This is a genomic window from Pasteurella atlantica, assembly GCF_963693435.1.
In the GTDB taxonomy this organism is placed as follows: domain Bacteria; phylum Pseudomonadota; class Gammaproteobacteria; order Enterobacterales; family Pasteurellaceae; genus Phocoenobacter; species Phocoenobacter atlanticus.
Window position 1 is genome coordinate 2,071,136 of sequence record NZ_OY856306.1, and the last position, 25,719, is coordinate 2,096,854.

At 33.8% G+C, this 25,719-nt stretch carries 10 protein-coding genes and 1 pseudogene; 4 read left to right on the forward strand and 7 right to left on the reverse strand.

Translation table 11 applies throughout. The features are described from left to right. Positions 1-345 (reverse strand): ArsC family reductase, encoded by a 345-nt coding sequence (locus U9966_RS09540; RefSeq protein ID WP_306347700.1) that lies wholly within the window; start codon positions 343-345, stop codon positions 1-3. Positions 346-783: 438 nt separating this feature from the next. Between U9966_RS09540 and U9966_RS09545 the strand changes: the two genes are divergently transcribed. Together U9966_RS09545 and U9966_RS09550 are read left to right on the forward strand one after the other, a co-directional pair. Beyond that, positions 784-2,220, forward strand: a complete 1,437-nt coding sequence (locus tag U9966_RS09545) for an AlbA family DNA-binding domain-containing protein (protein ID WP_306347699.1) — start codon at positions 784-786, stop codon at positions 2,218-2,220. A gap of 48 nt (positions 2,221-2,268) precedes the next feature. After that, positions 2,269-3,072, forward strand: coding sequence for an integrase core domain-containing protein (locus tag U9966_RS09550; protein WP_322631701.1), 804 nt, complete (start codon positions 2,269-2,271; stop codon positions 3,070-3,072). A 189-nt stretch (positions 3,073-3,261) separates the two neighbouring features. Here U9966_RS09550 and U9966_RS09555 read toward each other — a convergent pair whose 3' ends face one another. After that, on the reverse strand, positions 3,262-4,899 hold the full coding sequence (locus U9966_RS09555; protein ID WP_306354456.1) for a hemagglutinin repeat-containing protein: 1,638 nt from the start codon (positions 4,897-4,899) through the stop codon (positions 3,262-3,264). A 351-nt stretch (positions 4,900-5,250) separates the two neighbouring features. On the opposite strand from U9966_RS09555, the gene U9966_RS09560 reads away from it, so the two are divergent. After that, positions 5,251-5,889 carry an integrase core domain-containing protein gene (locus tag U9966_RS09560; RefSeq protein ID WP_306347846.1) on the forward strand — a complete coding sequence of 213 codons (639 nt, stop codon included), beginning with the start codon at positions 5,251-5,253 and terminating at the stop codon, positions 5,887-5,889. Between the two features lie 185 nt (positions 5,890-6,074). On the opposite strand, the gene U9966_RS09565 is transcribed toward U9966_RS09560, so the two are convergent. Next, positions 6,075-6,944 (reverse strand): hypothetical protein, encoded by an 870-nt coding sequence (locus U9966_RS09565; protein ID WP_306347845.1) that lies wholly within the window; start codon positions 6,942-6,944, stop codon positions 6,075-6,077. Between the two features lie 99 nt (positions 6,945-7,043). Continuing rightward, positions 7,044-7,226, reverse strand: a pseudogene (locus tag U9966_RS10255) (hemagglutinin repeat-containing protein); the annotation flags it as partial. 476 nt (positions 7,227-7,702) lie between these two features. Between U9966_RS10255 and U9966_RS09570 the strand changes: the two are divergent. Further along, positions 7,703-8,341 (forward strand): integrase core domain-containing protein, encoded by a 639-nt coding sequence (locus U9966_RS09570; RefSeq protein WP_322631702.1) that lies wholly within the window; start codon positions 7,703-7,705, stop codon positions 8,339-8,341. A 261-nt stretch (positions 8,342-8,602) separates the two neighbouring features. Here the strand turns inward: U9966_RS09570 and U9966_RS09575 are convergent, their stop codons facing one another. From U9966_RS09575 to U9966_RS09585, 3 genes are read right to left on the reverse strand one after another with little or no spacing between them, the layout of a single operon-like run. Continuing rightward, positions 8,603-8,839: a hypothetical protein gene (locus U9966_RS09575; protein WP_306347780.1), complete on the reverse strand. Its 237-nt coding sequence runs from the start codon at positions 8,837-8,839 to the stop codon at positions 8,603-8,605. Beyond that, positions 8,836-25,173 carry a hemagglutinin repeat-containing protein gene (locus U9966_RS09580; RefSeq protein ID WP_306347779.1) on the reverse strand — a complete coding sequence of 5,446 codons (16,338 nt, stop codon included), beginning with the start codon at positions 25,171-25,173 and terminating at the stop codon, positions 8,836-8,838. The genes U9966_RS09575 and U9966_RS09580 overlap by 4 nt, the downstream gene beginning before the upstream one ends. Before the next feature lie 16 nt (positions 25,174-25,189). Further along, positions 25,190-25,711: a toxin-activating lysine-acyltransferase gene (locus U9966_RS09585; RefSeq protein ID WP_306347778.1), complete on the reverse strand. Its 522-nt coding sequence runs from the start codon at positions 25,709-25,711 to the stop codon at positions 25,190-25,192. Positions 25,712-25,719 lie beyond the last annotated feature (8 nt).

The window sequence follows — 25,719 nt, forward strand, 5'->3', positions numbered from 1 at the left end:
TTATTTTAATTTCGCTGTATATTCATTTGCATTAAAACCAAGTAACATAACATCATCTTTAATGGTAATTGGACGCTTAATTAACGTAGGATTTTCCAATAATACTTTTAATGCTAACTCACGATTCAAATTATCTTTAATTTCCGAATCTAAATTCCGCCAAGTCGTAGAGCGTTTATTAACCAACTTATCCCAACCTAAAATAGCTTCTATATTAATTAACCAATCTTTATCTAATCCATCCACACGATAATCGTGTAACCTTGCTGGTAAATTATTATCCACACACCATTTCAATGCTTTTTTAACTGTATCACAATTTTTTATGCCATAAAGAGTAATCATTTTTTGATCCTATTATTTTTCTAGAATGAGAATAAGTTTAACAAAATTTGAAAGGTTTTTATATCATAACCATCAGTTAAATAGGTTTGTTATAGGATTGTTTAATTTTATGTAAATTTGAAAAAAGTTGCATTTATCTAACCGCTTATAAAACGCTATTTTTACAATCCTTATCGCAAAATTAAAATAAGTTTTATTTTTAGATAAGAATTTCGATTATAGTCGCATAAATATACTCACACAAAATTATCACTATGAATAAACCAACCACAACATAACCATTTGATATTAAATGAAAAATAACACCATAAAAATAGACAAATAAAAATATTCTCTTAATTAATTTATCTTCTTTATAGATAAAAAACCCACTAATGCGGTAGAATATACCCATACAAAAAACATAATAATGCAATAATAAATATAAGGAGTTTTTGAATGACGCCAACAGAAATACAACATTTAATCTTAAATGGTGAAAAAATAGATGTTGAATTTAAAGAATCAAAAACAACATTAACAAAAGATGTATTTGATACGGTCTGCTCATTCAATAATAGAAATGGTGGTCATATTTTATTAGGTATCAATGATAACAAAGAGATTATTGGTATCAATAAACAAAAAGCTGAAAAAATTATTAAGGAATTTACAACAGCCATTAATAACCCTCAAAAAATATTTCCTCCTTTGTATTTAATTCCTGAAAAAATTGAAATCAATAATAATTTAATTATCTATATACGCGTTCCCGAAGGTTATCAAGTCTGTCGTCATAACGGCAAAATTTTGGATCGCTCCTATGAAGGGGATATTAATATTACAAATAACTCAGAACTTGTTTATAAAATGTATGCAAGAAAACAAAATACTTATTTTGTGAATAAAGTATATCCAAACTTAAAAATAGATTTTTTAGATACTAAACTTATCAGTAAAGCCCGAAAAATGGCAAAAAATAAATTACCTAATCATCCTTGGGGTGAGATGGACGATCAGGAAATGCTTCGAAGTACCAACCTGATTTTAGTTGATCCTGAAACGAATAAAGAAGGAATTACTTTAGCTGCTATCCTTTTATTTGGTAAAGATAATTCTATTATGTCTGTCCTCCCTCAACATAAAACTGATGCTATTTTTAGAGTTGAAAATCAAGATCGCTATGATGATCGAGATGTTGTTATTACAAATTTAATTGATAGCTACGAGCGACTGCTCGCATTCGGTCAGAAACACCTTAATGATTTATTTTTTTTAGATGGTATTCACAATATCAGTGCAAGAGACTGTATTTTACGAGAAATTATTTCTAATACGTTAGTACATCGAGATTATTCAAGTGGTTTTCCTGCTAGAATTATTATTGATAATGAAGCAATCACAATAGAAAATAGCAATTTAGCTCACAAAATGGGAACATTAGATCTGCTACAGTTTAAACCTTATCCTAAAAACCCCACTATTTCTAAAGTATTTAGAGAAATGGGACTTGCAGATGAGCTAGATTCTGGAATGAGAAACACTTACAAATATACAAAATTATACTCGGATAGCATCCCATTATTTGAGGAAGGTAATATTTTTAAAACAATTATACCTTTAAGAAAAATTGCAACTCAAAAAGTAGGTAATGCCTCTCAGGATGTCTCTCAGGATGTCTCTCACAATGTCCCTAAGAATATTACACCATATTCCAAAGAAGAACGTATTCTTATTATAAAAAAACACATAAAAGAAAATAATAAAATTACCCGTAAAGCTATAGCTGATGAACTCGGTGTAGATCTAAAAACCATTCAACGAGACATCAACAAAATTGATAATCTAAAATACATTGGTCGAGGCAGTAACGGTCACTGGGAATTTGAAGAATAGCCCTCATAAATAAACCTATATAAAATCATAACCAAACAGGAGGGTACGATGTTACTCATCTCCCTTTTTATCCTTCTATTACTTATCCAATACCACTACCCAAAACCACAAAAATCTTATTGCACAAAACCCAACCCCACTCAACCCAATACCCATAAAAATCATCCTAAACCTCAATGGGTTATTGATAAAATCATTTATCTTAAAGCGACAATGGGAAAACAAGCAGGTTGTAGAAAAATAGCCAATACCTTTAATCGACTACACACTACTGAAAAAGTAGGCAAAACTTTTGTGGCAAATACTATCCGTAAACATCAATATAAAATTCAACAACAACGTTATAGAATAAAGCAAAAATTACCTCTAGAAGTGGCAATCAACCATACTTGGGCAATGGATTTAAGTTTTTACTCCTCCCAAATGCTACTGGGTATTCTCGATCACGGATCTCGTAAATTACTTTATTTACAACCCATCAAAAATAAATCCAGTTGGATGTTACTCGGTTATCTATGCCTAACCATTGCAAAATATGGCAAACCTCAAAAGGTACGCACAGATAATGAAATTATTTTTAATAGTTTTGTGTTTAAAACTTTTTTAAAATTAGTCAATATCAAAAAACAAACTACACCTGTAGCTTCACCGTGGTGCAATGGCAGAATAGAGAGATTATTTGGCACACTTAAGCCGATGATTAAAACGCATTATATTGAAAGTTATTTTACGTTAAACAGTTTTTTAACTCTGTTTAAATATTGGTACAACAACCAACGCACTCATCAAAATTTGAAAGGGAAAACACCAAATGAAGTTTGGTATCAAAACAATAAAAACAGACATAAATAAGCGGTATGATTTATACTAAAATTTGCAACTTTTAACTGTCCGCAGAGAACAGGGTATAATTATAGTTAAAATTTAGGTTTTTAAAGTAACTTTTAAAAATCAGTGATTAAAATCTAAAAAAATTTGCTAGAAATAAAAAATCGCCTGCTTAATTTATAAAAAAGCAGGCAGATTTAGACTAAAAATCACTCAATCATAGTTAAAGAAAGAGCTGTCCGTAGTGCGGACAGGACAATTTTCTTCCGCTCCAGTGAGTAAATTAACGTTCTTACCTCGTAAGCTAACATCACCTCCAGCCGAAACCTTAGAAGCAATAAGATTTAAATCATCACCTGCAATAACAGTATTATTACCATTACGACTATTAATGATACTTCCTGTTAAAGAAGTACTAGCACCTTTTTGATCAAGGCTTGATCTAGACTTCCCATAACCAATGCTGGCAACACCGCCTGATAAACTAGCCGTAAATCCTGATTTTTTGGTTTGTTTAAAGTCATTATGACGAGAATAATTTTTAGCGGCTTCAATAGTAACCTTACCACCTGCTTCTACTGAGGTACCATCATCACTAAGAATATTACTCCCTGTAATATTAATATCTGCATCTTTACCACTTTGAACAGCAACTGTTTTTCCCGTGATATTTGATGAAATAGCAACATTATTTTGATTATCATATCTTCTTATTGTTTTAGTGGTTGATAACGATAAAAATCCTTTATGTTTATCATAGGTCGCACCTTTAATTCTTTCTTTATCACGCCCCTCACTAATCTCTACCCCTTTTTCACCACGAATACCTATATGACCAGCCGTACTGTTAATATCACCTTGACGGATATTCACTTTATCGCCCGCCTTAATAACAATAGAGGTATTTGAATTAATGTTACTGCCCACTTCTTGCTCAATAGATAATTGGCGATGATTTTTATCAGTTAGCTTACCAAAACCTTCTTTTCTTAAAGTTTTGACCGTATCAATATTTACTGAACCATTTTTAGCAATTAATTGTGTGATACCTTTATTCTGAGCATTGTTAGTGATTTTTGCTCCTTTCAAATTAATATCATTTTCTGTTTGTACAACAATCGCATTCAAAGCATCAGCTTTATCTGAACCTGTTAGGTGTAAACCAGCTACACGGTCAATCACTGTACCACTACTTAACTCACTACCATTGCCATAACTTGATGTTGTTGTTTTAATATCAACGGTCTTACCTTTTACAAATAACTTATCTTCAGCAGTGACAGAACCACCGTCAATATTTACTTTGTTCGTGGCATCAATATTAACAGAGCCACCCACAACCTTACCTGTAATATTAAGATTATTTGCTCTTAGCGTATTACCATCAAAACCAACAATAGCACCTTGAGTATCAATATCACCACTTTTTAAGTCAATATATTTAGCACTAATTAAACTGCCTGCTGTATTAACATCAGTATTGCGACTGCGTAGATAAACTTTAGGTACAGTAACCGTCTGTTTTGTGCCATCAGCTAAGGTAATTTCTTGATTTTCCAACCATACTAAATCGGTAGTTAAACGTCTCATTTGACTAGGCGAGAGTTTAACCCCTGATTTTATATCATATTGCTCTGCAAACTCAGCACCATTATCAAGTAATGCCTTATACTGCTCTAAGTCATTATAATATCCTAACGCAAAACGACGCCCTGTGAGTTTTGTAATTTGATCTTGTATTAAACGTTGCTCATAATACATATCACCAATGCGTTTGTGCATATCTGGTTTTACTCCAATTACACAATAACTATCTAAGTTTTGCTGTTTTTCTACAAGAAATAAGTTCATATATTTATGCTTTTGTTTAACTTATCAAGTTATAATCCATTTCAGTGATTTTAGATACTACTAAAAATAATACCATAGCAGATTTTGGTTGTATTCAACAATCTATATTATTTTAAAAAATAATAATGTATTTTACTTCACTACAATAGTCATAAATAAAAACTAACAATGTTACTTATTTACATCTACTTTCTACTGTTTTTTCTTATCATTTTTATCGAATATCACTATTCAAAACAACAGGTTTATTATACTAAAACCAAACAAATAATCTCCATTCAAAATACACCATACAAAAACAAGCCCAAACCTCAATGGGTAATTAATGAAATTATTTACCTTAAAGCGATAATGGGAAACAATACTGGTTGCAGAAAAATAGCGAATACCTTTAACCGCTTACATAACTCTGAAACTGTCGGTAAAACTTTTGTGGCAAATACTATCCGTAAACATCAATATAAAATTCAACAACAACGCTATAAAATAACACAAAAATTACCTCGAGAAGTCACTATCAATCACACTTGGGCAATAGATTTAAGTTTTTACTCTTCTAAAATGCTGCTGGGTATTCTCGATCACGGATCCCGTAAATTACTTCATTTGCAACCCATCAAAAATAAATCCAGTTGGATGTTACTCGGTTATCTCTGTTTAACCATTGCAAAATATGGCAAACCTCAAAAGTTACGCACAGATAATGAAATTATTTTTAATAGTTTTGTGTTTAAAACATTTTTAAAACTCGTAAATATCAAAAAGCAAACTACTCCAGTTGCTTCACCGTGGTGCAATGGCAGAATAGAGAGATTATTTGGCACACTTAAGCCGATGATTAAAACGCATTATATTGAAAGTTATTTTACGTTAAACAGTTTTTTAACTCAGTTTAAATATTGGTATAACAACCAACGCACTCATCAAAATTTAAAGGGAAAAACACCGAATGACGTTTGGTATCAAAATAACAAATACAGGCATAAATAAGCGGTATGATTTAAATAAAAACTTGCAACTTTTAACTGTCCGCAGAGAACAGGGTATAATTATAGTTAAAATTTAGGTTTTTAAAGTAACTTTTAAAAATCAGTGATTAAAATCTAAAAAAATTTGCTAGAAATAAAAAATTTCCTGCTTAATTTATAAAAAATCAGGCAGATTTAGATTAAAAATCACTCATTTGTTGTTAAAGATAAGACTGTCCGTAGTGCGGACAGGACACCTGCTACACCTGATAATGCACCTGTGGCTGAGTCTAAGCCTGCTACGTTAAATTCCACCGCTGAAAGTACGGCGTGAGCTAATAAGTTTGCAGTCTTGTTGTCCTTTGTCGCCTTGTGAATAGTTTCATTTAAATAAGGTGAAGCCGTTGCAGTGGCAATTTCAGTCGGTGATTTTCCTGCAAGTGCCGTGGTTAATAAAGTTGTCACTGTATCAACCGCTCGTTTATTACTTCCACCCACACCCCAGCGTTCTACTTCTGCTTTTATTTGTGCTACCTCTTGTGGCGTTTTAGCGGTTTTCAGTTTTTCTGCAACTTCTCTTTGTTTTGATTGTGTGTAGGTATTCACTGCACTGCTCACATCACCAATTGCACTGTTAATCGTACTTTGCTCTTTTAACATTTCACCCACATCATTTGGTGTCTCTGTTTGAACATTTGCTTTTGAAATATCGGTGTTTATTCCCAGTGCTTTTGCAGTGGTTTGTGTTGGGTTGGTATCTTTATTTAAGATAATTTTACCCTCTGTTAATGTGGCTCTTGTGACAGAACTGTCATTATTACCATTTTTCATTGGTAAGCTAGGACTCACACCTGTGATATATTGTCCATTTTCATTCTCACCTATTTTTCCTGAAAGACTCGCACTCACCGCACTGCTTTCACTCTGATTTTGTACATCTGAGAAAGTGATTTTATTTGTAATAAGCTCACTATTTTTGGCATTCGTACTCGCAATCGCGCCACCTTTAAGGTCAACATTTTTAGCCGTAACGTGATAACCACCATCACCTGCAAATAATCCTGATTGTTCATTCACTTGTTGATGATTAGATTTCCCTTCTGAATGGCTCGCATTACCTGATACTTCCCAAGCTGTTCCCAGTGAAACCTGTACTCGTACGCCTGCCCCTGTTTGTTCACTTGATTGCTTAACAACATCTTGTGGACTTTCTATTGTTAGCTTCCCACCAATATCTGCATCAATACGATTTGCTTTGGCAGTTGCCCCTCTCAGTGTGGTATTTCCTTTACTGGTAAGACTTAGCTTATCTGATGTTAATGTGGTATTGCTATGTGTGTTACTATCAATAACGCTAATATCTTTATCGGAAACTACATCTGCTACCTGTGTTTAGGTTATTATTTTGTGAAAGAACATATTGATTATTAAACATTATATTGAAAGTTATTTTACTTTCAATTACTTTTTAACTCTATCTATATTTGCTATCAGAACAATAAAAATAGGCGTAAATAAGCGGTATGATTTAAATAAAAATTTGCAATTTTTAACTGTCCGCACAGAACAGGGTATAATTATGGTTCAAATTTAGGTTTTTAAAGTTACTTTTAAAAATCACTCAATAATAGTTAAAGAAAGAGCTGTCCGTAGTGCGGACAGGACACCTCTACTTTCTACTGTTTTTTCTTATCATTTTTATCGAATATAACTATTTAAAACAACAAGTTTATTATACTAAAACCAAACAAATACCCCTCATTCAAAACACACAATACAAAAACAGACCTAAACCACAATGGGTTATTAATGAAGTAATTTACCTTAAAGCTATTATGGGTAAAAATACTGGCTGTAGAAAAATAGCGAATACCTTTAATCAATTACATAAATCTGAAACAGTTGGTAAAACTTTTGTTGCCAACACAATTCAAAAACATCAATATCAGATCCAGCAACAACGTTATAAAATAAAGCAAAAATTACCTCTAGCAGTGGCAATCAACCATACTTGGGCAATGGATTTAAGTTTTTACTCTTCTCAAATGCTACTGGGTATTCTCGATCACGGCTCTCGTAAGTTACTTTATTTGCAACCTATCAAAAATAAATCCAGTTGGATGTTACTCGGTTATCTATGCCTAACCATTGCAAAATATGGCAAACCTCAAAAGGTACGCACAGATAATGAAATTATTTTTAATAGTTTTGTGTTTAAAACTTTTTTAAAATTAGTCAATATCAAAAAACAAACTACACCTGTAGCTTCACCGTGGTGCAATGGCAGAATAGAGAGATTATTTGGCACACTTAAGCCGATGATTAAAACGCATTATATTGAAAGTTATTTTACGTTAAACAGTTTTTTAACTCTGTTTAAATATTGGTACAACAACCAACGCACTCATCAAAATTTGAAAGGGAAAACACCAAATGAAGTTTGGTATCAAAACAATAAAAACAGACATAAATAAGCGGTATGATTTATACTAAAATTTGCAACTTTTAACTGTCCGCAGAGAACAGGGTATAATTATAGTTAAAATTTAGGTTTTTAAAGTAACTTTTAAAAATCAGTGATTAAAATCTAAAAAAATTTGCTAGAAATAAAAAATCGCCTGCTTAATTTATAAAAAAGCAGGCAGATTTAGACTAAAAATCACTCAATCATAGTTAAAGAAAGAGCTGTCCGTAGTGCGGACAGGACACCGTAGTGCGGACAGGACAGCAGTTTTTTATTCATAGTCCAGTTGAAAATCATAATTAGTATAATATTTATTGGGAATTTTTATTCCTGCACTTAAGCAATCTTTTAGAGTTATGTCATAAATATAATACACATTAGGATCTCCTGTATTATTAATTTTACTTTTCAAATATTCAAATTGTTCATTTGTAATAATAATTTCCTCTACCACATCATCATGATCAATATGATAAATTGTGATATTTCTTACAATTTTTCTAATCATGGCTCTACTCTCCTTTTTTTATCAGCAGATTTTAATTGCTTACCTGTTTTATAATCAAACTCTCCTAAATGCTTACCTCGTTTATTATATTTTTCTAATGCACCATGTTGAGAATCCCATTCATAAATATTTCCATCTTGATCTTTCCATCTAGCACGTTTACCTGCTCCTCCTTGCAATAGCGTTTTTCTCCTAGCTTTAACTAAGTTTTCAAAACCAGTGATTTCTTCAGTTTTAGGTTTTGTAAAATATTTCTCATCATTACTTTTTTCTAAAGCTAATGGTAGATCAGGTTTATTTACTAACTGATCTCCACCTGTATGGTTAGGAACATCTAGAGTATTAAGATCTATATCTCCTGCTGTATTATTTGGTATTTCATAATCATCAGGATATTGAATTCCACCTGTATTATCTACAAAAATTCTTGGATCAATGATTTGTTTTCCACCATATGTAGTTACAACTAGCTCTGGATCAACTGGAGTAAATCCACCACTAGTATTTGGGATCCATACCTGCTGATTTCCTATAAATATTCCTTTTTTATTTAAAATTTGTTCATTTAAATACTGTCTTTGTAAATCTGTTAAATTAGATATTTTCCTAGGATCTTGTGAAATAGCAACGCTCACTGCCTCTTCGATTTCTGAACTAGATAAAACAATAGCAGAACCAATTCCTAATCCAATAATAGCTTCTTGACACTTTTGGCTACAAATAACCTTTCTAATAACAGGATAACTTCTTTTAGCCATCGTCGTTGCTAAATTATTATTCTCAACCGCCGTCTTCGCACTCACTCCACCAGCATTAGCACCTTCTACTGAGCCACCAGTCGCCCCTGCTAATGAGCCTGCTAGTGTGGAAGCCGTAATAAGAATATTTTTCTCTTTTGGTGTGAGTTGATTTGCTGGTTTATTAAACACTTTCTCAGCCAGAACCATTGCTGTTCCCTCTCCTGCGACACCTGATAATGCCCCTACCGTTGGGTCTAAACCTGCGACTTTAAATTCCACCGCTGAAAGCACTGCGTGGGCTAATAAGTTAGCGGTCTTATTACCCTCTGTCGCCTTGTGAATAGTTTCATTTAAATAGGGGGAAGCTGTTGCAGCGGCAACCTCAGTCGGTGATTTACCTGCAAGTGCGGTGGTTAATAAGGTGGTAACCGTATCAACAGCTCGCTTATTACTTCCACCCACACCCCAACTTTCTACTTCCGCTTTAATTTCAGCCACTTCTTGTGGGGTTTTAGCGGTTTTTAGTTTTTCTGCAACTTCTTTTTGTTTTGATTGTGTGTAGGTATTCACTGCACTGCTTACATCACCAATGGCACTGTTAATCGTACTTTGCTCTTTCAACATTTCACCCACATCGTTTGGTGTCTCTGTTTGAACATTGGCATTGGTAAGCTCGGTGTTAATTCCTAACGCTTTTGCAGTGGTTTGTGTTGGGTTGGTATCTTTATTTAAGGTGATTTTGCCCTCTGTTAATGTGGCTCTCGTGACAGAACTGTCATTATTACCATTTTTCATCGGTAAGCTAGGACTCACACTCGTGATATCTTGTCCATTTTCATTCTCACCTGTTTTTCCTGAAAGACTCGCACTCACCGCACTGCTTTCACTCTGATTTTGTACATCTGAGAAAGTGATTTTATTTGTAATAAGCTCGCTATTTTTGGCATTCGTACTCGCAATCGCTCCACCTTTAAGGTCAACGTTTTCAGCCGTAACGTGATAACCACCATCACCTGCAAATAATCCTGATTGTTCATTCACTTGCTGGTGATTAGATTTCCCTTCTGAATGGCTCGCATTACCTGATACTTCCCAAGCGGTACCTAATGAAAGCTGTACTCGTGCTCCCACTCCTGTTTGCTCACTGGATTGTTTAACAACATCTTGTGGACTTTCTATTGTTAGCTCTCCACCAATATCTGCATCAATACGATTTGCCTTAGCCGTTGCCCCTCTCAGTGTGGTATTTCCTTTACTGGTAAGGCTTAGCTTATCTGATGTTAATGTGGTATTACGATGAGTATTGCTATCAAGATGGTTTTCTCCCTGACTCCAACCTGCTTCTCCATAAACATATACCCCTGTTTGAGCACCAACTGAAGCTCCAACCCCCACACTTAAGCCCGCACTACTATTACTGCCATCAGCTTTTTTATGACTTTGCCCTGATTCAAGTAAAATCTCTTTCGCTGAATCTAACGCTATCAAATTGCCTGCATTAACATTGGTATTTTGTAAGTGAATATTACCCTCTGTACTCGTTAAACTTACATTACCACCTGCATTCAGTTTATTGCTTTGTGAAAGTGCATATTGACTATCTTGCTGTGATTTCGCTGTTTTAAAACCAACCCCTGTTTCCACTTTTACTAATGCACCACCATTTTTTACTGTATCGTATGCTTGATATCCTCGACTTGCTACCGCTAGTCCTTGTAGGCTTTTCACTCTATCATTTGCCTTGCTTTTTCTTGCTTCATCAACAGCATTAACCAAGTCAATTAAGGGTGAACTCACCTTTGTAAACTGCCCTATTTTTAAGTCCTTAGAAGATTGATGACTATTACCACTATTCATATCCTCTAAAATATTGATACTTTTAGCTCTAACACTAATATCTTTATCGGCAAGTACGTCTGCTACCTGCTGTCTATAATGACCACCTGCCTGAATATGTACATTCCCTGCTTCACTCCCTACAAGGCTACGCACTTGCTCTACACTTTGATCACTTGCATTACTTCTACCACTCATATAACCATCAAAGCGTTCTGTATCGGATATCTGAGCACTACCGATACCCTTACTTTTATGAGACTCACTTTGACTCTTGCTATTTTGTGTTGAGACGATATTAACATCCCCAGCTGCATTGATAATATTATCGCCTTCAGAGACAACACTGCTTCCTACGATATCTATATCACCTGTTTGAGTTTGAAGTGTTGATTTTCCTCCAACCGATAATACCGTACCTGTTGCAGAGTCTAACTGTCCCTGACCGTCACCTTTATCACGATAAATTCCTGCAGGAGATATCCAATTTCGATTATCAACGCTAAAACCACTTTTCTTATTATCTGCTGTCTGATTTGTACTTGAACGTGCAAAACCTAATGTAATATCTTTGTAGGCTGAAAGTAGTGCATCACTACCTGCGGATAATGAACTTCCTAAACTAGTAATACTTCCCTCTGTGGCAACAACAGTTAACTTACCTCCTGCATTCACTTCACTGGATAAACCATCTGATACATTGGTATTCTTATACGCTGATGATTTATGATGACCAGCAGTAACCACCACAGGAGTAGCGGCTGCCATACCTGCCTTGAGCAATCCTGTACCCTGTTGCATCACTTTACCAACAGTACTATCACTAAAGCTACCACTCTTACGATTTTCGTTATAAGCATTCACAAATGCCATTGCTGGTGAATATGTTAACCCCACTGAAAACCCTGAGCTTTTACTGTGTGCTTTCATATTTAACGTATTTTCTTCCGCTCCAGTGAGTAAATTAACGTTCTTACCTCGTAAGCTAACATCACCTCCAGCCGAAACCTTAGAAGCAATAAGATTTAAATCATCACCTGCAATAACAGTATTATTACCATTACGACTATTAATGATACTTCCTGTTAAAGAAGTACTAGCACCTTTTTGATCAAGGCTTGATCTAGACTTCCCATAACCAATACTAGCAACACCGCCTGATAAACTAGCCGTAAACCCTGATTTTTTGGTTTGTTTAAAGTCATTATGACGAGAATAATTTTTAGCGGCTTCAATAGTAACCTTACCACCTGCTTCTACTGAGGTACCATCATCACTAAGAATATTACTCCCTGTAATATTAATATCTGCATCTTTACCACTTTGAACAGCAACTGTTTTTCCCGTGATATTTGATGAAATAGCAACATTATTTTGATTATCATATCTTCTTATTGTTTTAGTGGTTGATAACGATAAAAATCCTTTATGTTTATCATAGGTCGCACCTTTAATTCTTTCTTTATCACGCCCCTCACTAATCTCTACCCCTTTTTCACCACGAATGCCAATATGACCAGCAGTGCTATTAATCTCACCTTGACGGATATTTACCTTATCGCCCGCCTTAATAACAACATCAGTATTTGAATTAATGTGACTACCTACTTCTTGTTCAATCGATAATCGGCGATGATTTTTATCGGTTAGCTTGCCAAAGCCTTCTTTTCTTGACGTTTTGACCGCATCAATATTTACTGAACCATTTTTAGCAATTAATTGTGTGATACCTTTATTCTGAGCATTATTCGTGATTTTTGCTCCTTTCAAATTAATATCATTTTCTGTTTGTACAACAATCGCATTCACTACATCAGCTTTATCTGAACCAGTTAAATGTAAACCTGCTACACGGTCAATCACCGTACCACTACCTAACTCACTGCCATTACCATAGCTTGATGTGGCTGTTTTAATATCAACAGTCTTACCTTTTACAAACAACTTATCTTCGGCAGTAACAGAACCACCGTTAATAGTCACTTTGTTGGTGGCATCAATATTAACAGAGCCTCCCACAACCTTACCTGTAATATCAAAATTATTAGCCCGTAGTTTATTACCATCAAAACCAACAATAGCACCTTGCGTACCAATATCACCACTCTTTAAGTCAATATACTTAGCACTGATTAAACTGCCTGCTGTATTCACATCAGTATTGCGACTGCGGAGATATACTTTAGGGACGGTAACGGTTTGTTTTGTACCGTCAGTTAAGGTGATTTCTTGATTTTCTAACCACACCAAATCTGTGGTCAAACGTTTCATCTGACTCGGAGAGAGTTTAACCCCTAATTTAACATCATATTGCTCTGCAAACTCAACACCATTATTGATTAAGGCCTTATACTGCTCTAAGTCATTGTAATACCCTAACGCAAAACGACGCCCTGTGAGTTTTGTAATTTGATCTTGTATTAAACGTTGCTCATAATACATATCACCGATACGTTTGTGCATATCGGGTTTTAAGGCAGGATTATTTTCTAACTTAGCAGGTACATACGGAGCATTAAACTGTGGATTAGCACTCACTGATGTAACAACTTGTGGGGCATCACCCTGTAGAGTAACAACAGGATCAATTGAGCTTTCGATACCTTTTAATCGTGCTGTCGCTTTCTCTTGTAATGCAACAGTAATATCATCTAAATTAACTTTTCCAGACTTAATAGGTTCAATACTTTCTATAGTTTTAGTATTACCATTAATTTCAGTTTTATTAATCTTAGTTGCCTGTGATTTATTTACCTCTTTTGCAGATAAAACAATATCATCATCTGAGACTGATGCAGTGTTCACATCATCTACTACCAAAGGTTTATCAGTAATAGCAGTTATCTTACCCGCAATAGCTTTATCAGTATCTTTAAGTTTAACTTTATTTACAGGGACTGATTTTGCCTTGCTTGATTCACTACCATAGTCATCAATATGCTCCTTTTTGACAGACTGTGTATCATTCTTACTGATTGACACCTTATTTGTTGAACTTACTGAGCCTATATGACCTACAAAATCTGGATCCGTTTTAATAAGTACATCAGGATCATTAGCATCTACAATAAATAAGTTACTCTTAGGTAAGAGAACATCTATTTTATCTAATGTCTTAAACGAAACCCCTTTATTATTAACCGTAATTGCTTTTGCTGTTAAAACCTGATTGGTGGTTACTTCAGTACCCTCAAAGTTAGGTTGGGCAACATTATCCTTGGTGACACTGATCCCTTCCTTAAAATCATACTCTGTTATCACAGGCTGTGGTCTAAAAGATTTATTATGCTCATTACGTCTAACTCTATGTCTCCACTTCCCAGCCCTTGTTGCTCCATACCAATAGCGACCCTCTGTTCCTTCTTTTTCTATTGTTTCATAACCTTTTTTAGGCTCCGCATTTTTTATAATATTATCTGTATTACCAGTTAAGCGACCACCAACAATAATTTTACTGGTTTCATTCAGCCAGTTATTACCATCAATATGTAGATCGCCTCCTACAATAATTTTCCCTGGATTATTGGCAATAACTTTTTCTCTATAAGTAATTTCATTATAGTCCCACCAACGAACATTTTCAGCATGTCCACCTCTCCATTTTAAATCTGTTTTTTGAGGATCATAAAAATCAAAGTATATATGTTTTTTTCCTTCACTAAAATGTCCATCAATACCTTCTACAAGCCTCTCTGAACTCCCCACTTCACCATACTTAACAATATTCTTAGTCTTTTTAGAGGCTAAATCTACTGCCTTATCAAAATAATTATTTAAATTTTTAAGTTCCTTAACTGCAATATCAGCATCACCTTTCGCTTCAATTAATCCACCTTTATTAACTAAAGTATCTGCTTGACCCTGTACATTTAAGTTATGATCTAAGTCTCCACCAATGAATAAACTTCCTTGAGAAACAATCTGTGCTTGCTTCGTTTTCTTAACTTTAGCTGGTTTTTTAGCTGTTTTTTTCTCCTTATTCCATTTGTTTGTCAAACTATCTTGGGGATTTTTATCAGCTACTTTTTTATCAGAAGAGCTGTCGATTATTTTCTCATCACCACCATAATTATTTATATGTTTAACACCTATAGATAACTGCTTACGAGCACCAATAACACCTGCATCATTTTCTGCTTTGTGATTTGTTAACGTGTCAGCTTCAATCGCAACATTATCACCATAAATACGACCTGTTGATTGATTTATTAATTCATTTTCTACATCAAGATGTGTAACACCATTACTATTAATTAAACCTTCATTAGTAAGTTTACTTCCCTCAATATGAGTTTTATTATTACTAATAATCGTACCAGCATTATTAATAACAGAACCTTGAAGGTGTGCTGTCTTTCCACCACTTAAGGTTGCATTATTTGTAATATTTCCTGCACTAGTAATATCAAGATTTCCATCAACAACTTTATCACTATTTATATTTAAACTACCTTGTAAATGTAAACCTAAATCTCGACGAGCCTGTACATTCTCATCACCAACTAATGATTTAGCGGTAATGATAGTATCTTGTCCCTTAATTTTTCCTGTACTAGTATCAATATTGAGTGTTTGTCCACCATTAATAGTTAACCTACCACCTACAACTAATTTACTGCCTTTAACTAATTCTCCACCAGCAATTAATTCACCGCCATCATTATTATTGATTGAATGAGTTCCTGTTAGAGTTACTGTTTTATGTCCTGCAATACGACCATCTTGGTTATTTAACGTGGAAAAATCAACACTGACATCTTTACCATAGATATCACCATCAGAGCGATTAGTGAGCGTACCACCTGTTACATCAACTATCACTTTATCAACAGAATGAATCTTACCGCTCGTATTATCTAATTCTTTTGCTGTCACAGATAAATTTTTCTTACTTAATAACTCACCAGAACTATTATCAACATCAGATACTTTAACTGTTAATTGCGTCTCTGCTCCTATCGTACCTTGGTTAATTAATTTTTTACCAGTAAAGGATAAATCATCGCCAACTATTTCCCCCTTATCTGTATTTTGAACTTGCTGAGAAGTTGATAATAACTTATCTGCATTAATAGTACCGCTATTAATTAATGAATTACCCTGCGTTGTAAGAGTACTAACCGCTATTTGTCCGCTATTATCAAGCTCATTATTTGTAGTTAATGTCGTATTGTGATTACTGACTAAAAATCCAGTATTAGAAAGAGTATCTGATACACTAATTGTACTATTTGTTGGTATAGATGTGTTTTTATCTATAGTAACCTTGCCCTTACTTGAAGAAGTATTGGCTAGCTTCGCTGCCTTATTTGGCAATGCAATAGGTGAACGACCGATAACTTTATCATTGTCAACATTCTTCGCATTGATATCTAGTGTATCACTACCTGTATGAATAATTGCACCTTGGTTATTTAACAATGATAATTTCCAATCCATCTGACCTGCATCAATTTCTGCATTAGATGAGTTATGCAATACTGCCCCACCCATAATTTTCTGTAATTGAGCGGAAGCAATAATACCTTTATTATCTATACGATTACTGATATCAAATGTTTGGGACTGACTAATAAGTTGCCCTTTATTATCAACTTTTTGACCTGAGAAACCTAATTTACCCTGTGTTTTTACAATAGCATCTTTTAAGTTGCTGAAAAGCGTTGCACCAAGTTCCAAGTCTTTTGCAACAAGAATTTTTCCTGTATTTTTTAACTCAACTAAATTTGACCAATCAGCAGAATGAGCATTTGTGGTACCTGTATTACTCACCACTGTTTGATTTTGACCATTAATGTCAAATATCTTAGTATTAAGTGTACCTGATTGCTGAATATCTTTAGCCTTACTGGTAATATTGTTCGCTGTTAATGTTTTACTATTCTTAAATAACTCACCATCAGCGTTCAAATCATCAACTAATAATGTTCCACTATTATTTAATGCCGTGGTGGTTTTAATATCAATGCGACCACCTGCATCTATCGTATCTTTATTGATTAACTTACCTGCAATAATACGTCCTGCTTCAGCAGTAGGCGTTGTAGTACCTGCTTGATCTTTTGATGAAGAAGCAGAATCTGCCTTTTCATGACCAATATCTTTGTGATTTTCTAAAATTGCAGCAGAAATATTTAAATTGCGATTTCCTGTTTGTGTAATATCACCACTATTTTTTAAAATATCACTGGTAATATTTAGTTTTCCAGTTTTTATCACATTTCGGTTATCTAACTGGCTTACATTGATATTTTGCTCTTCTGTCGCCCCGAATGTACCTGTATTTATTAATTTATTGGTTTCAATCTTTTGTGTTTTCTGAGCACTTATCAATCCATCATTAACCACTTGCTTAGTTACATCAATATCTGTTTTTTGTGTTTGGATTGCTGCATCTTTGTGATTGACTAATGATTCTGCATTAAGTGTTAATTTATCAGCACCATTAATTGCACCTGCATTTTCAATTTGTTGTGCAGTTGTTATACCTAGCTCACCTTTAGCATAAATAGTAGTTAAAGCTGAATTCTCAAGTGATTGACCTTTGATAGTAAGACCTGATTCTTTACTTTGGATCAGCTTTTTATTCTGAATTATTGCGGTTGTGCCACCATCAATAGAGATTTCTTTATTCGCATTGATGGTGCCTGTATTGGTTAATTTATCAGTAACATTTATTGTTTGCTTATCCGCCTCAATAAGACCTTCATTCGTTAATGTTTTAACCTTACTGGTTAATGTAGCTAAAGAAGCAAGAGAGCTTCCACTTCCTTTATTAATCAAAGTATCAGCATTAATTTTATAGCTTTCTTCACCAATAACAGTGCCACTATTTATCAATTGTTCTGCTTTAACTTTTTTAAATGTTTTTACTGATATTTCACCACTGTTTGTCAATGTTGTACTGTTAAGAATAGCTGTATCAGCAAATACTTTATTCGTATTAGTAAACTTACCCTGTTTAGAGGTTAATTGACTGGCTTTAATTACCCCTTGATTATCAATACCCGTATTTGCTGTAATACGAGCACTACCACTCGTCACAATGCTTCCCGAATTATCCAGTAATTTATTAACAATAACCGAACCATCTGCAGTAACACCAGACACATCATCAGAGCCAGTATTACCACCCTTATTTTTACTAGACGTATTTTTTGGCACTACAATAGCACCTAACATTCCTTTCTTGCGGTTAATAATATTGCCCGCTTCAATTACTATATTTCCCTTGCTACTTTGGGAAATTATTCCTTGGTTAACTAAACTATCAGAGTGAATATCTAACTGCTGAGCACTAATATTTTTCTGATTACTTAATGCTTTTTTAATTGCTAAAGATAACTTATTAGTACTAAATATTTTTCCTGCATTACCGAGTGTATCTGCTTTGATAATAAGGTTATCGCCACTAAACACCTTACCTGCCTCAGTATTATCAAATTTACCATCAGTCTTAATAGTGAAACTTTCTTGCCCACTAATTGTACCTGCTTTATTATCAATACTATCTTTAAATAATAATTGTATAAATTTCTTAGCGGTGAGTAAGCCATTGTTATTGAGTAATGTTGATGCATCAACATTTATTGTTTGAGCATTTAATTTTCCTGATCGATTATCTAATATACCTGAGTTTAAAGTAAAGGAATCTAATGTCACTTTTCCTTGGTTTTGTAATCCATGTTTAGTCTTTAATGATACTTTTCCATTACCTGTGATATACCCTGCATTATCTAATAATCCTGTAACCATAATTTTACTATCAGGTGATACACTTGTATTTGTATCTTTAGATGAAGGATCTAATGTAACATTATTATTTGTTTTTGGTGCTTGACCTAAAACTGCATCTTTTTTGTTTACTGTTTTACCTGACTCAATATTTAGGCTACCTGTACTTGTTTGCTGAATATTCCCTGTATTCCCAAGGCTTTCTGCAGTAATGTTTAATGTTTGTGAATTAATTGTTCCACTATTATGTAACCGCTTTGCTATATCAATATTAACAGTGCTACCAGCAGACAATGTTGCTTTATTACTGAGATTTTTAGCATTAATCTCAAGCGAGTGACCACTTTGAATAACGCCACTATTTTTTATTACAGCCTGTTTATCACTATTAATCGCTACTGATTTATCAGCATAAATAGAGCCTTTATTTTCCAGTTCAGTACTTACCTTTATTGCTTGTGTATTCGCAACCACACTGCCTTCATTGTCTATACTATCACTATTAATCGTCAGCTTTTCCGCTGTTGATATTTGACTATCACTACCAATATTTTTTAATGTATCAGCATTAATAATGTAATCTTTAGTACCCAAAAGTAATCCACTGTTTGTCAAAGCAGTAAAATCTAATTTATGAAACTTGTTTGCAGTCAGTTCAGCAGTGTTTGTCAGAATAGAGCCTTCTAAGGAAGCATTATTTGTATGAATAATACCTGTATTACTTAATTCACCTTGGAATTGAGTAAGATTCTCCGTTTGAATACGCCCTGCATTATCCAAACCATTTTTTGCTATCAATTGAGTCTTACCATAAGCAATAATATCTTTAATATTATTTAATAGATTTGTTACTGTAATAAAACCTTTATCAGAAGAAATTGGTGTTTCTATTTTCCCTGTAGCCGCTGGAGATGTTGATTGCGATGACAAAGGTTTGTTAGAAATCTTTACACCAAGATTAGCATTAGATGTATTTTTAACATTTCCTGAGGTAATCTCTAAATCACGATTACTGGTTTGACTTATGCTACCTGAATTTAGCAAACTATCTGTAGTTAGTGCTAATAGTGAACCTGTAATAGTAGCCTTATCACCTAGATTACTAAGATTTTCTGTTGAAATTTTTGTAGTTGTATCAGCACTCATCACACCTGAATTTGTGACTTTGTTTTCATTACCTAAAGTTGTATCAATAGATAATTGCTTACCACTAACTATTTTCCCATCACTCTCTAACGCATTTGCTATTATTGATAAACCTTTTTCTCCTGATATTACACCCGAATTTGTATTATCAAACTTACCGTCAGTATTAATAATAAAGTTTTCTTTACCTAAAATTTCCCCACCTTTATTATTAATGTGGTTGCTAAAAGTAAATGCTTTAAATATATTTGCAATGAAATTACCTTGTTGGTTATTTAAATCTGTACCAAGAAGGCTTGCTTGCTCAGTATGGATCTTTCCTAAGTGGTTATCCAGCACACCTGATTTTAGTGTAAAATTAGTGAGATTAACCTCACCCTGATTAGTCACATCACTTGCTGATGTTAGATTAACTTTTCCATTACCTATTAACTGATTCTTATTACTCAGTTTTCCTTGAACAGTTATATTACCAATATTGTCAGTTGGTATTATTGCTGTATTATTATCATTATTTGTGGTTTCAGTAGTCTTTTGTTCTACATACTGACCTAGAGTTGCCTCAGCAGTATTTTCCACACTACCTGCTTGAATAGATAAGTCTCCCACTCCTGTTTGCTTAATGGTACCAGTATTACTTAATTCATTGGTAATAATAGAAAGTGATTTTGCATTTACATTGCCTGCATTATCTAATATATCATCTGATTTAATTACCAAATTCTTACCTGATAATGTAGCTGGCATACTATTTTGTAATGATTTTGAAGATAGTTTTAGTGTGTTATTTGCAAGGATATCACCACTATTACTGATTTTTTCGGCTACATCAATTGTTGCATTTTGAGTTGCAAAAAGACGCCCTCCCGCCTTATTTTGGAGTGAGTTAGCCTGTACTGTAAGAGATGAACTGGCACTTTGGATATTACCACTATTAGTAACACTTGCTTCTTTACCTGTTATGGCAATATTTTTTGCTGCGTGGATAACACCTTTATTTTCTAACGATGTTATAACATTAATTGTATTGTTATCAGCAACTATTGCTCCTTCATTATCAATAGTATCACTATTAATCGTTAATTCATTATCACTTGCTAATTGACTATTCTTACCTGTATTTTTAATGTGTTTTACATTAAGTATATAACTATCTTTACCAAGTACTTTTCCTGTATTAATAAAATTTGTTGCTTTAAGTACATCAAATTTCTGTGCAGATACTTCACTTTGATTATCAAATTGATCAACATTAATCGTGACATTATCAGCAACAATTGTACCTTTATTACTCAGAGCTCCCTTAACATTTAAATCACTACTTTTAACTGTTCCTGTATTATCTAGTTTAGATGTTGCTAAAATTGATGTTTTACCACCCGCTGCAATAATATTATTGTTGATAATTGAATCTGTGACATTGATATAACTAGATTCCGTACTAGGCTCAGTTTTCTTACCATCTGTCTTTGAATCTGTTGTTCTTTTTTCTACAGTAGAAGAATGAGTAAATGCAGAACCAAGAGAAGCCTTTTCATTATTAGCTATATTCTTAGCATTAATTGCTAATAAAGCATCACCTGTTTGGCTAATTTCACCATCATTAATGAGATTATCTGTTTTTATTTGTAATGTCTGTGCGGATATTTTTGCTGATTCATTCTCATTTAAAACTTTTGTTGAGGTAATAGTAAGGTGCTTATCTGCATTAATGTTACCTTGATTACTTAACACCTTATTGGCTGTAATAACTAAGTTCTTATTACTTTCTATACGACCATCACTCTTAATAGAATCTGTTACAACACTAAGATTATTTGCTCCTAATACCTCTCCTAACTGTGTATTATCTAAATCAGCAGTCTTCATCACAAAATCATTGTGACCTATAATTTTACCACCACGGTTATTAATACTGTTAGAAAAGTCAATATTCTCGAATGTTTGAGCTTGTAACTTACCTTGTTCATTGTTAAATACATCTCCAAATGCAGACACTTTTTCTGCAACTAGTTCACCACTATGATTATCTAATGTTCCTGATGTATGAGTAAACTGGGTTACATTTATCTTACCTTGATTTGATAGCTGACTATTTGAAGAAAGAACAACTTCATTATTACCTGTTAGTTTACCTGTATTTGTCAGTGTATTACTAACCGTTATTGTTCCTGTTAAAAGTGTAGCATCGGCTAATTTATCATTTTTTTGCGTAGATGTATTATCTACTGGTGGTTTATTATCAGGTAAAGCTTTACCCAACACCCCATCTTTCTTATTCTCAATCTTATCTGCTTTAACAGTCAGTTTATTATTGTTTGTTTGAGCAATATCACCACTGTTATCTAAATTTTCTGTGGTTATATTAAGTAAATTTGCCTGAATATGTGCATCTTGTTTATTGGTCAGTTGCTTTGTATCAAGTATTAACTGCTTACCTGATAATATTTTTCCTTTATTTTCTGTTACATTATTAGTCAGACTTATGTTATTCTTCGCAACAACCTTACCACTATTTTTCCACTGATTTCCTTCACTCACAATTGATAAAGCACTACTTAAAGAACCACTATTATCAAACGCTTCAGTCTTTAGTTTTACATCATTTTTGGTGACAATATTCCCATCATTATTGATATGTTCTGTATAATTAAATGCTCTAATCGTTTCTGCTAATATACTTCCCGTATTATCAAAACTATTTCCTGACAAATTAGCAAGATCGGTATTTATTTCTCCACTATTATCAATATCATTAGTAGTTAGGGTATTTGTTATAATATTGCCTGTATTCTTTGTTTTTTGGGAAACGGTTACATCTAACTTACCATTATTAACAATATCACCTGTATTACTTAATTGCTTGGCTTTAATTATGCTATTCGCACCATCGTCACTGCTGTTAATCGCTGTATTATTTGTTACTTGATTACTATTCTTAGACGCTTCTTTTGTCGGCACCTTACCTATATTACCTGAATTATTCAAGTGCTCAGTAGACACTGCTAGCGATGCATTATTCAATTGCGAAATACTACCTGCATTATCAATGCTGCTACTTTCAACATTAATCTGTGAAGCTGTTAATTTACCCTCTTTCTTATTTATTAAACTATCACTCGTAATAGATAGCTTATTCTTTGTTTCAATACTACCTTGGTTTGTTATTTTTGTACTATCAACCTCTACACCTTGATCAGCAATAATCTTACCTAAATTAGATGAATCTTTTCCATTTAAGGTAAAAGTTTTATTGGTATAAACAGTGCCTGTATAAGCATTATTAAATTTATCTGTATTCCATTTAATATCATCTGCTACTGTGATTTTACCCTTGTTATCTATTTTTTGATTAAAGTTAAATGTATCTGTTTTTGCAAGATTGATTGAGCCATTATGGTTTAATAACTCAGTACCTGTAAGGTTTGCATTTTGAACAAAGATATCACCACTATTGCTTAATATACCATCCTTAAGTGTCGCGGTATCTACTTTTATACTACCGCTATTATCAAGTCCATCTTGTAATCCTAATACAACATTTCCTCCAGCAGTAATGGTGCCAGTATTATTAATACTGCCTGACGCTTTTATAACTCCATCTTTGAATGTTTTTGATTTTTGAGAAGGTTTATTTGAGGTGTTTGAAGTGGAATCTGATTGATTATCCTTACTATGGCTAATACCAACACCACCACTATTTTTTAAATTCTGAGCAGTAATAGTTAATGTCTGTGTACCAGTTTGAATAATACTACCACTGTTGTTTATTGCCCCTGTTGATACCTGTAATTTCCCTGAATTAATATCACCACTGTTATTCAGTCCTTTACTATCTATTTTACTAGATTCTGTAAGTATTTTACCGCGATTACTTAAGGTTCCATCAGCACTAAGAGTAAGTACGTTAGCCTGTATTTGACCAGCACTATTTACTCCCACACCTTTTTCTGTACCAACCAAATGAATACTTCCCGCATACATTCCACCGAGTTGGCTAACATCAACAGCAACACCTAAATGCTTAGCATCACCTAACTCTGACTTGCTATTGGTAATACTCCCCTTGCTATTAACACTATTCACACCAGTAATAACATCTAACTTACCATCACCTTTGTAAATACCTGCATTAATCTCTGCACTACGAGAAAGTAAAGCAGTATAATTACCATCACGAACATCTAAACCTTTACCATTAATAGTAATCTTACCTTTCTCAATCTGATGTCCTGTTACTTTACCATTGTGTAGCTGAGTTTTCCCTGTACTTAGGATTGTTTTATTAACATTTAAGAAGCCACCACCATTAACTGTAATACCACCAGAATTGGCTATAATTACATCTGCTCGTTTACCTGCAACTTCAATATAGCCATTTAATTGACTAGGATCATTACTATTAACTTGGTTAACAATAACATCAGCTTCACCTTTAGCTAAATAAGGGTTAGCATCAACCCAACCCGCAATCCGAGCTTTAGTCGCTTTACGGTTATTAGCAAGAACAGCCCCTTTATTATCAACGTCAAATTGACTATATTGGTTCATTGAAACGCCCGCCGAGGTAGGTGTTTGAATATTAACTTGAGTAACGCCACTTGCCGCTTTCACTATCATTGGTTGTTGATTACGAGGTGCACGTACATCTTCTGAAATACCAACAGCTGAAGAAGGGAAACTTAATGTAGCTAAGCCTAGACCAAGTAAAATACTCGCAGATAAGCGTTGCATTATATAAGATACTTTTTTGATATTTGCAGATACCCCTGTTACGAGCTTATCACGACTTTTACCAGATGCCTTAGCCCATTCAGATACCACCACTAAACAATGTAATGTACGACTAAATATCACTTTATAACAACGCTTATTCATAATTTTTCTCCTTAATTCATTCTATTTCTATGCCTAAGGGATATTTTCTATCCCAGCTATACATTTCAGCACGGCTAACATCTATACCTCTATGAAGAAATACCTTATTTTCTTTACTCTGTAATTCTTTGTGCTTCAAAAAGCGAACAACTGATCGTGGAAATATTTTCCTTGATAAATTGAATATTTTTTTATGATCGCCAAAAGGAGCAAAATAATCGATTATCCACGTCCTATCACCACAGTTCCAATACTGTTCATTCTCTAATAAATTAAAATGAGATTGCCTATATAAAGATTCAGTAGAGGCATTAAAATTTGCCCAACTAATATAGCCTATTGGTCTATCAGCATCATAAAAAAGGATAAACTGCCTAAGTTTAATGGGTGGCATTAGAAAACCTATAATTTCTGGTAACGTTGCGTCTTGTCTAAGAGTATCATGATGCCACAACCAAACCATGCTTCCCAATACTTCAGACTCACTCCAATCCTTATCTGGAAAACGAACAGGACAAACAACACGAATAGTATTCATCAATATCC

Bases quoted from the DNA above. Each gene is read 5' to 3' on its own strand.
- U9966_RS09540 (WP_306347700.1), bottom strand. From the start codon at position 345: ATGATTACTCTTTATGGCATAAAAAATTGTGATACAGTTAAAAAAGCA.
- U9966_RS09545 (WP_306347699.1), top strand. From the start codon at position 784: ATGACGCCAACAGAAATACAACATTTAATCTTAAATGGTGAAAAAATA.
- U9966_RS09550 (WP_322631701.1), top strand. From the start codon at position 2,269: ATGTTACTCATCTCCCTTTTTATCCTTCTATTACTTATCCAATACCAC.
- U9966_RS09555 (WP_306354456.1), bottom strand. From the start codon at position 4,899: ATGAACTTATTTCTTGTAGAAAAACAGCAAAACTTAGATAGTTATTGT.
- U9966_RS09560 (WP_306347846.1), top strand. From the start codon at position 5,251: ATGGGAAACAATACTGGTTGCAGAAAAATAGCGAATACCTTTAACCGC.
- U9966_RS09570 (WP_322631702.1), top strand. From the start codon at position 7,703: ATGGGTAAAAATACTGGCTGTAGAAAAATAGCGAATACCTTTAATCAA.
- U9966_RS09575 (WP_306347780.1), bottom strand. From the start codon at position 8,839: ATGATTAGAAAAATTGTAAGAAATATCACAATTTATCATATTGATCAT.
- U9966_RS09580 (WP_306347779.1), bottom strand. From the start codon at position 25,173: ATGAATAAGCGTTGTTATAAAGTGATATTTAGTCGTACATTACATTGT.
- U9966_RS09585 (WP_306347778.1), bottom strand. From the start codon at position 25,711: ATGAATACTATTCGTGTTGTTTGTCCTGTTCGTTTTCCAGATAAGGAT.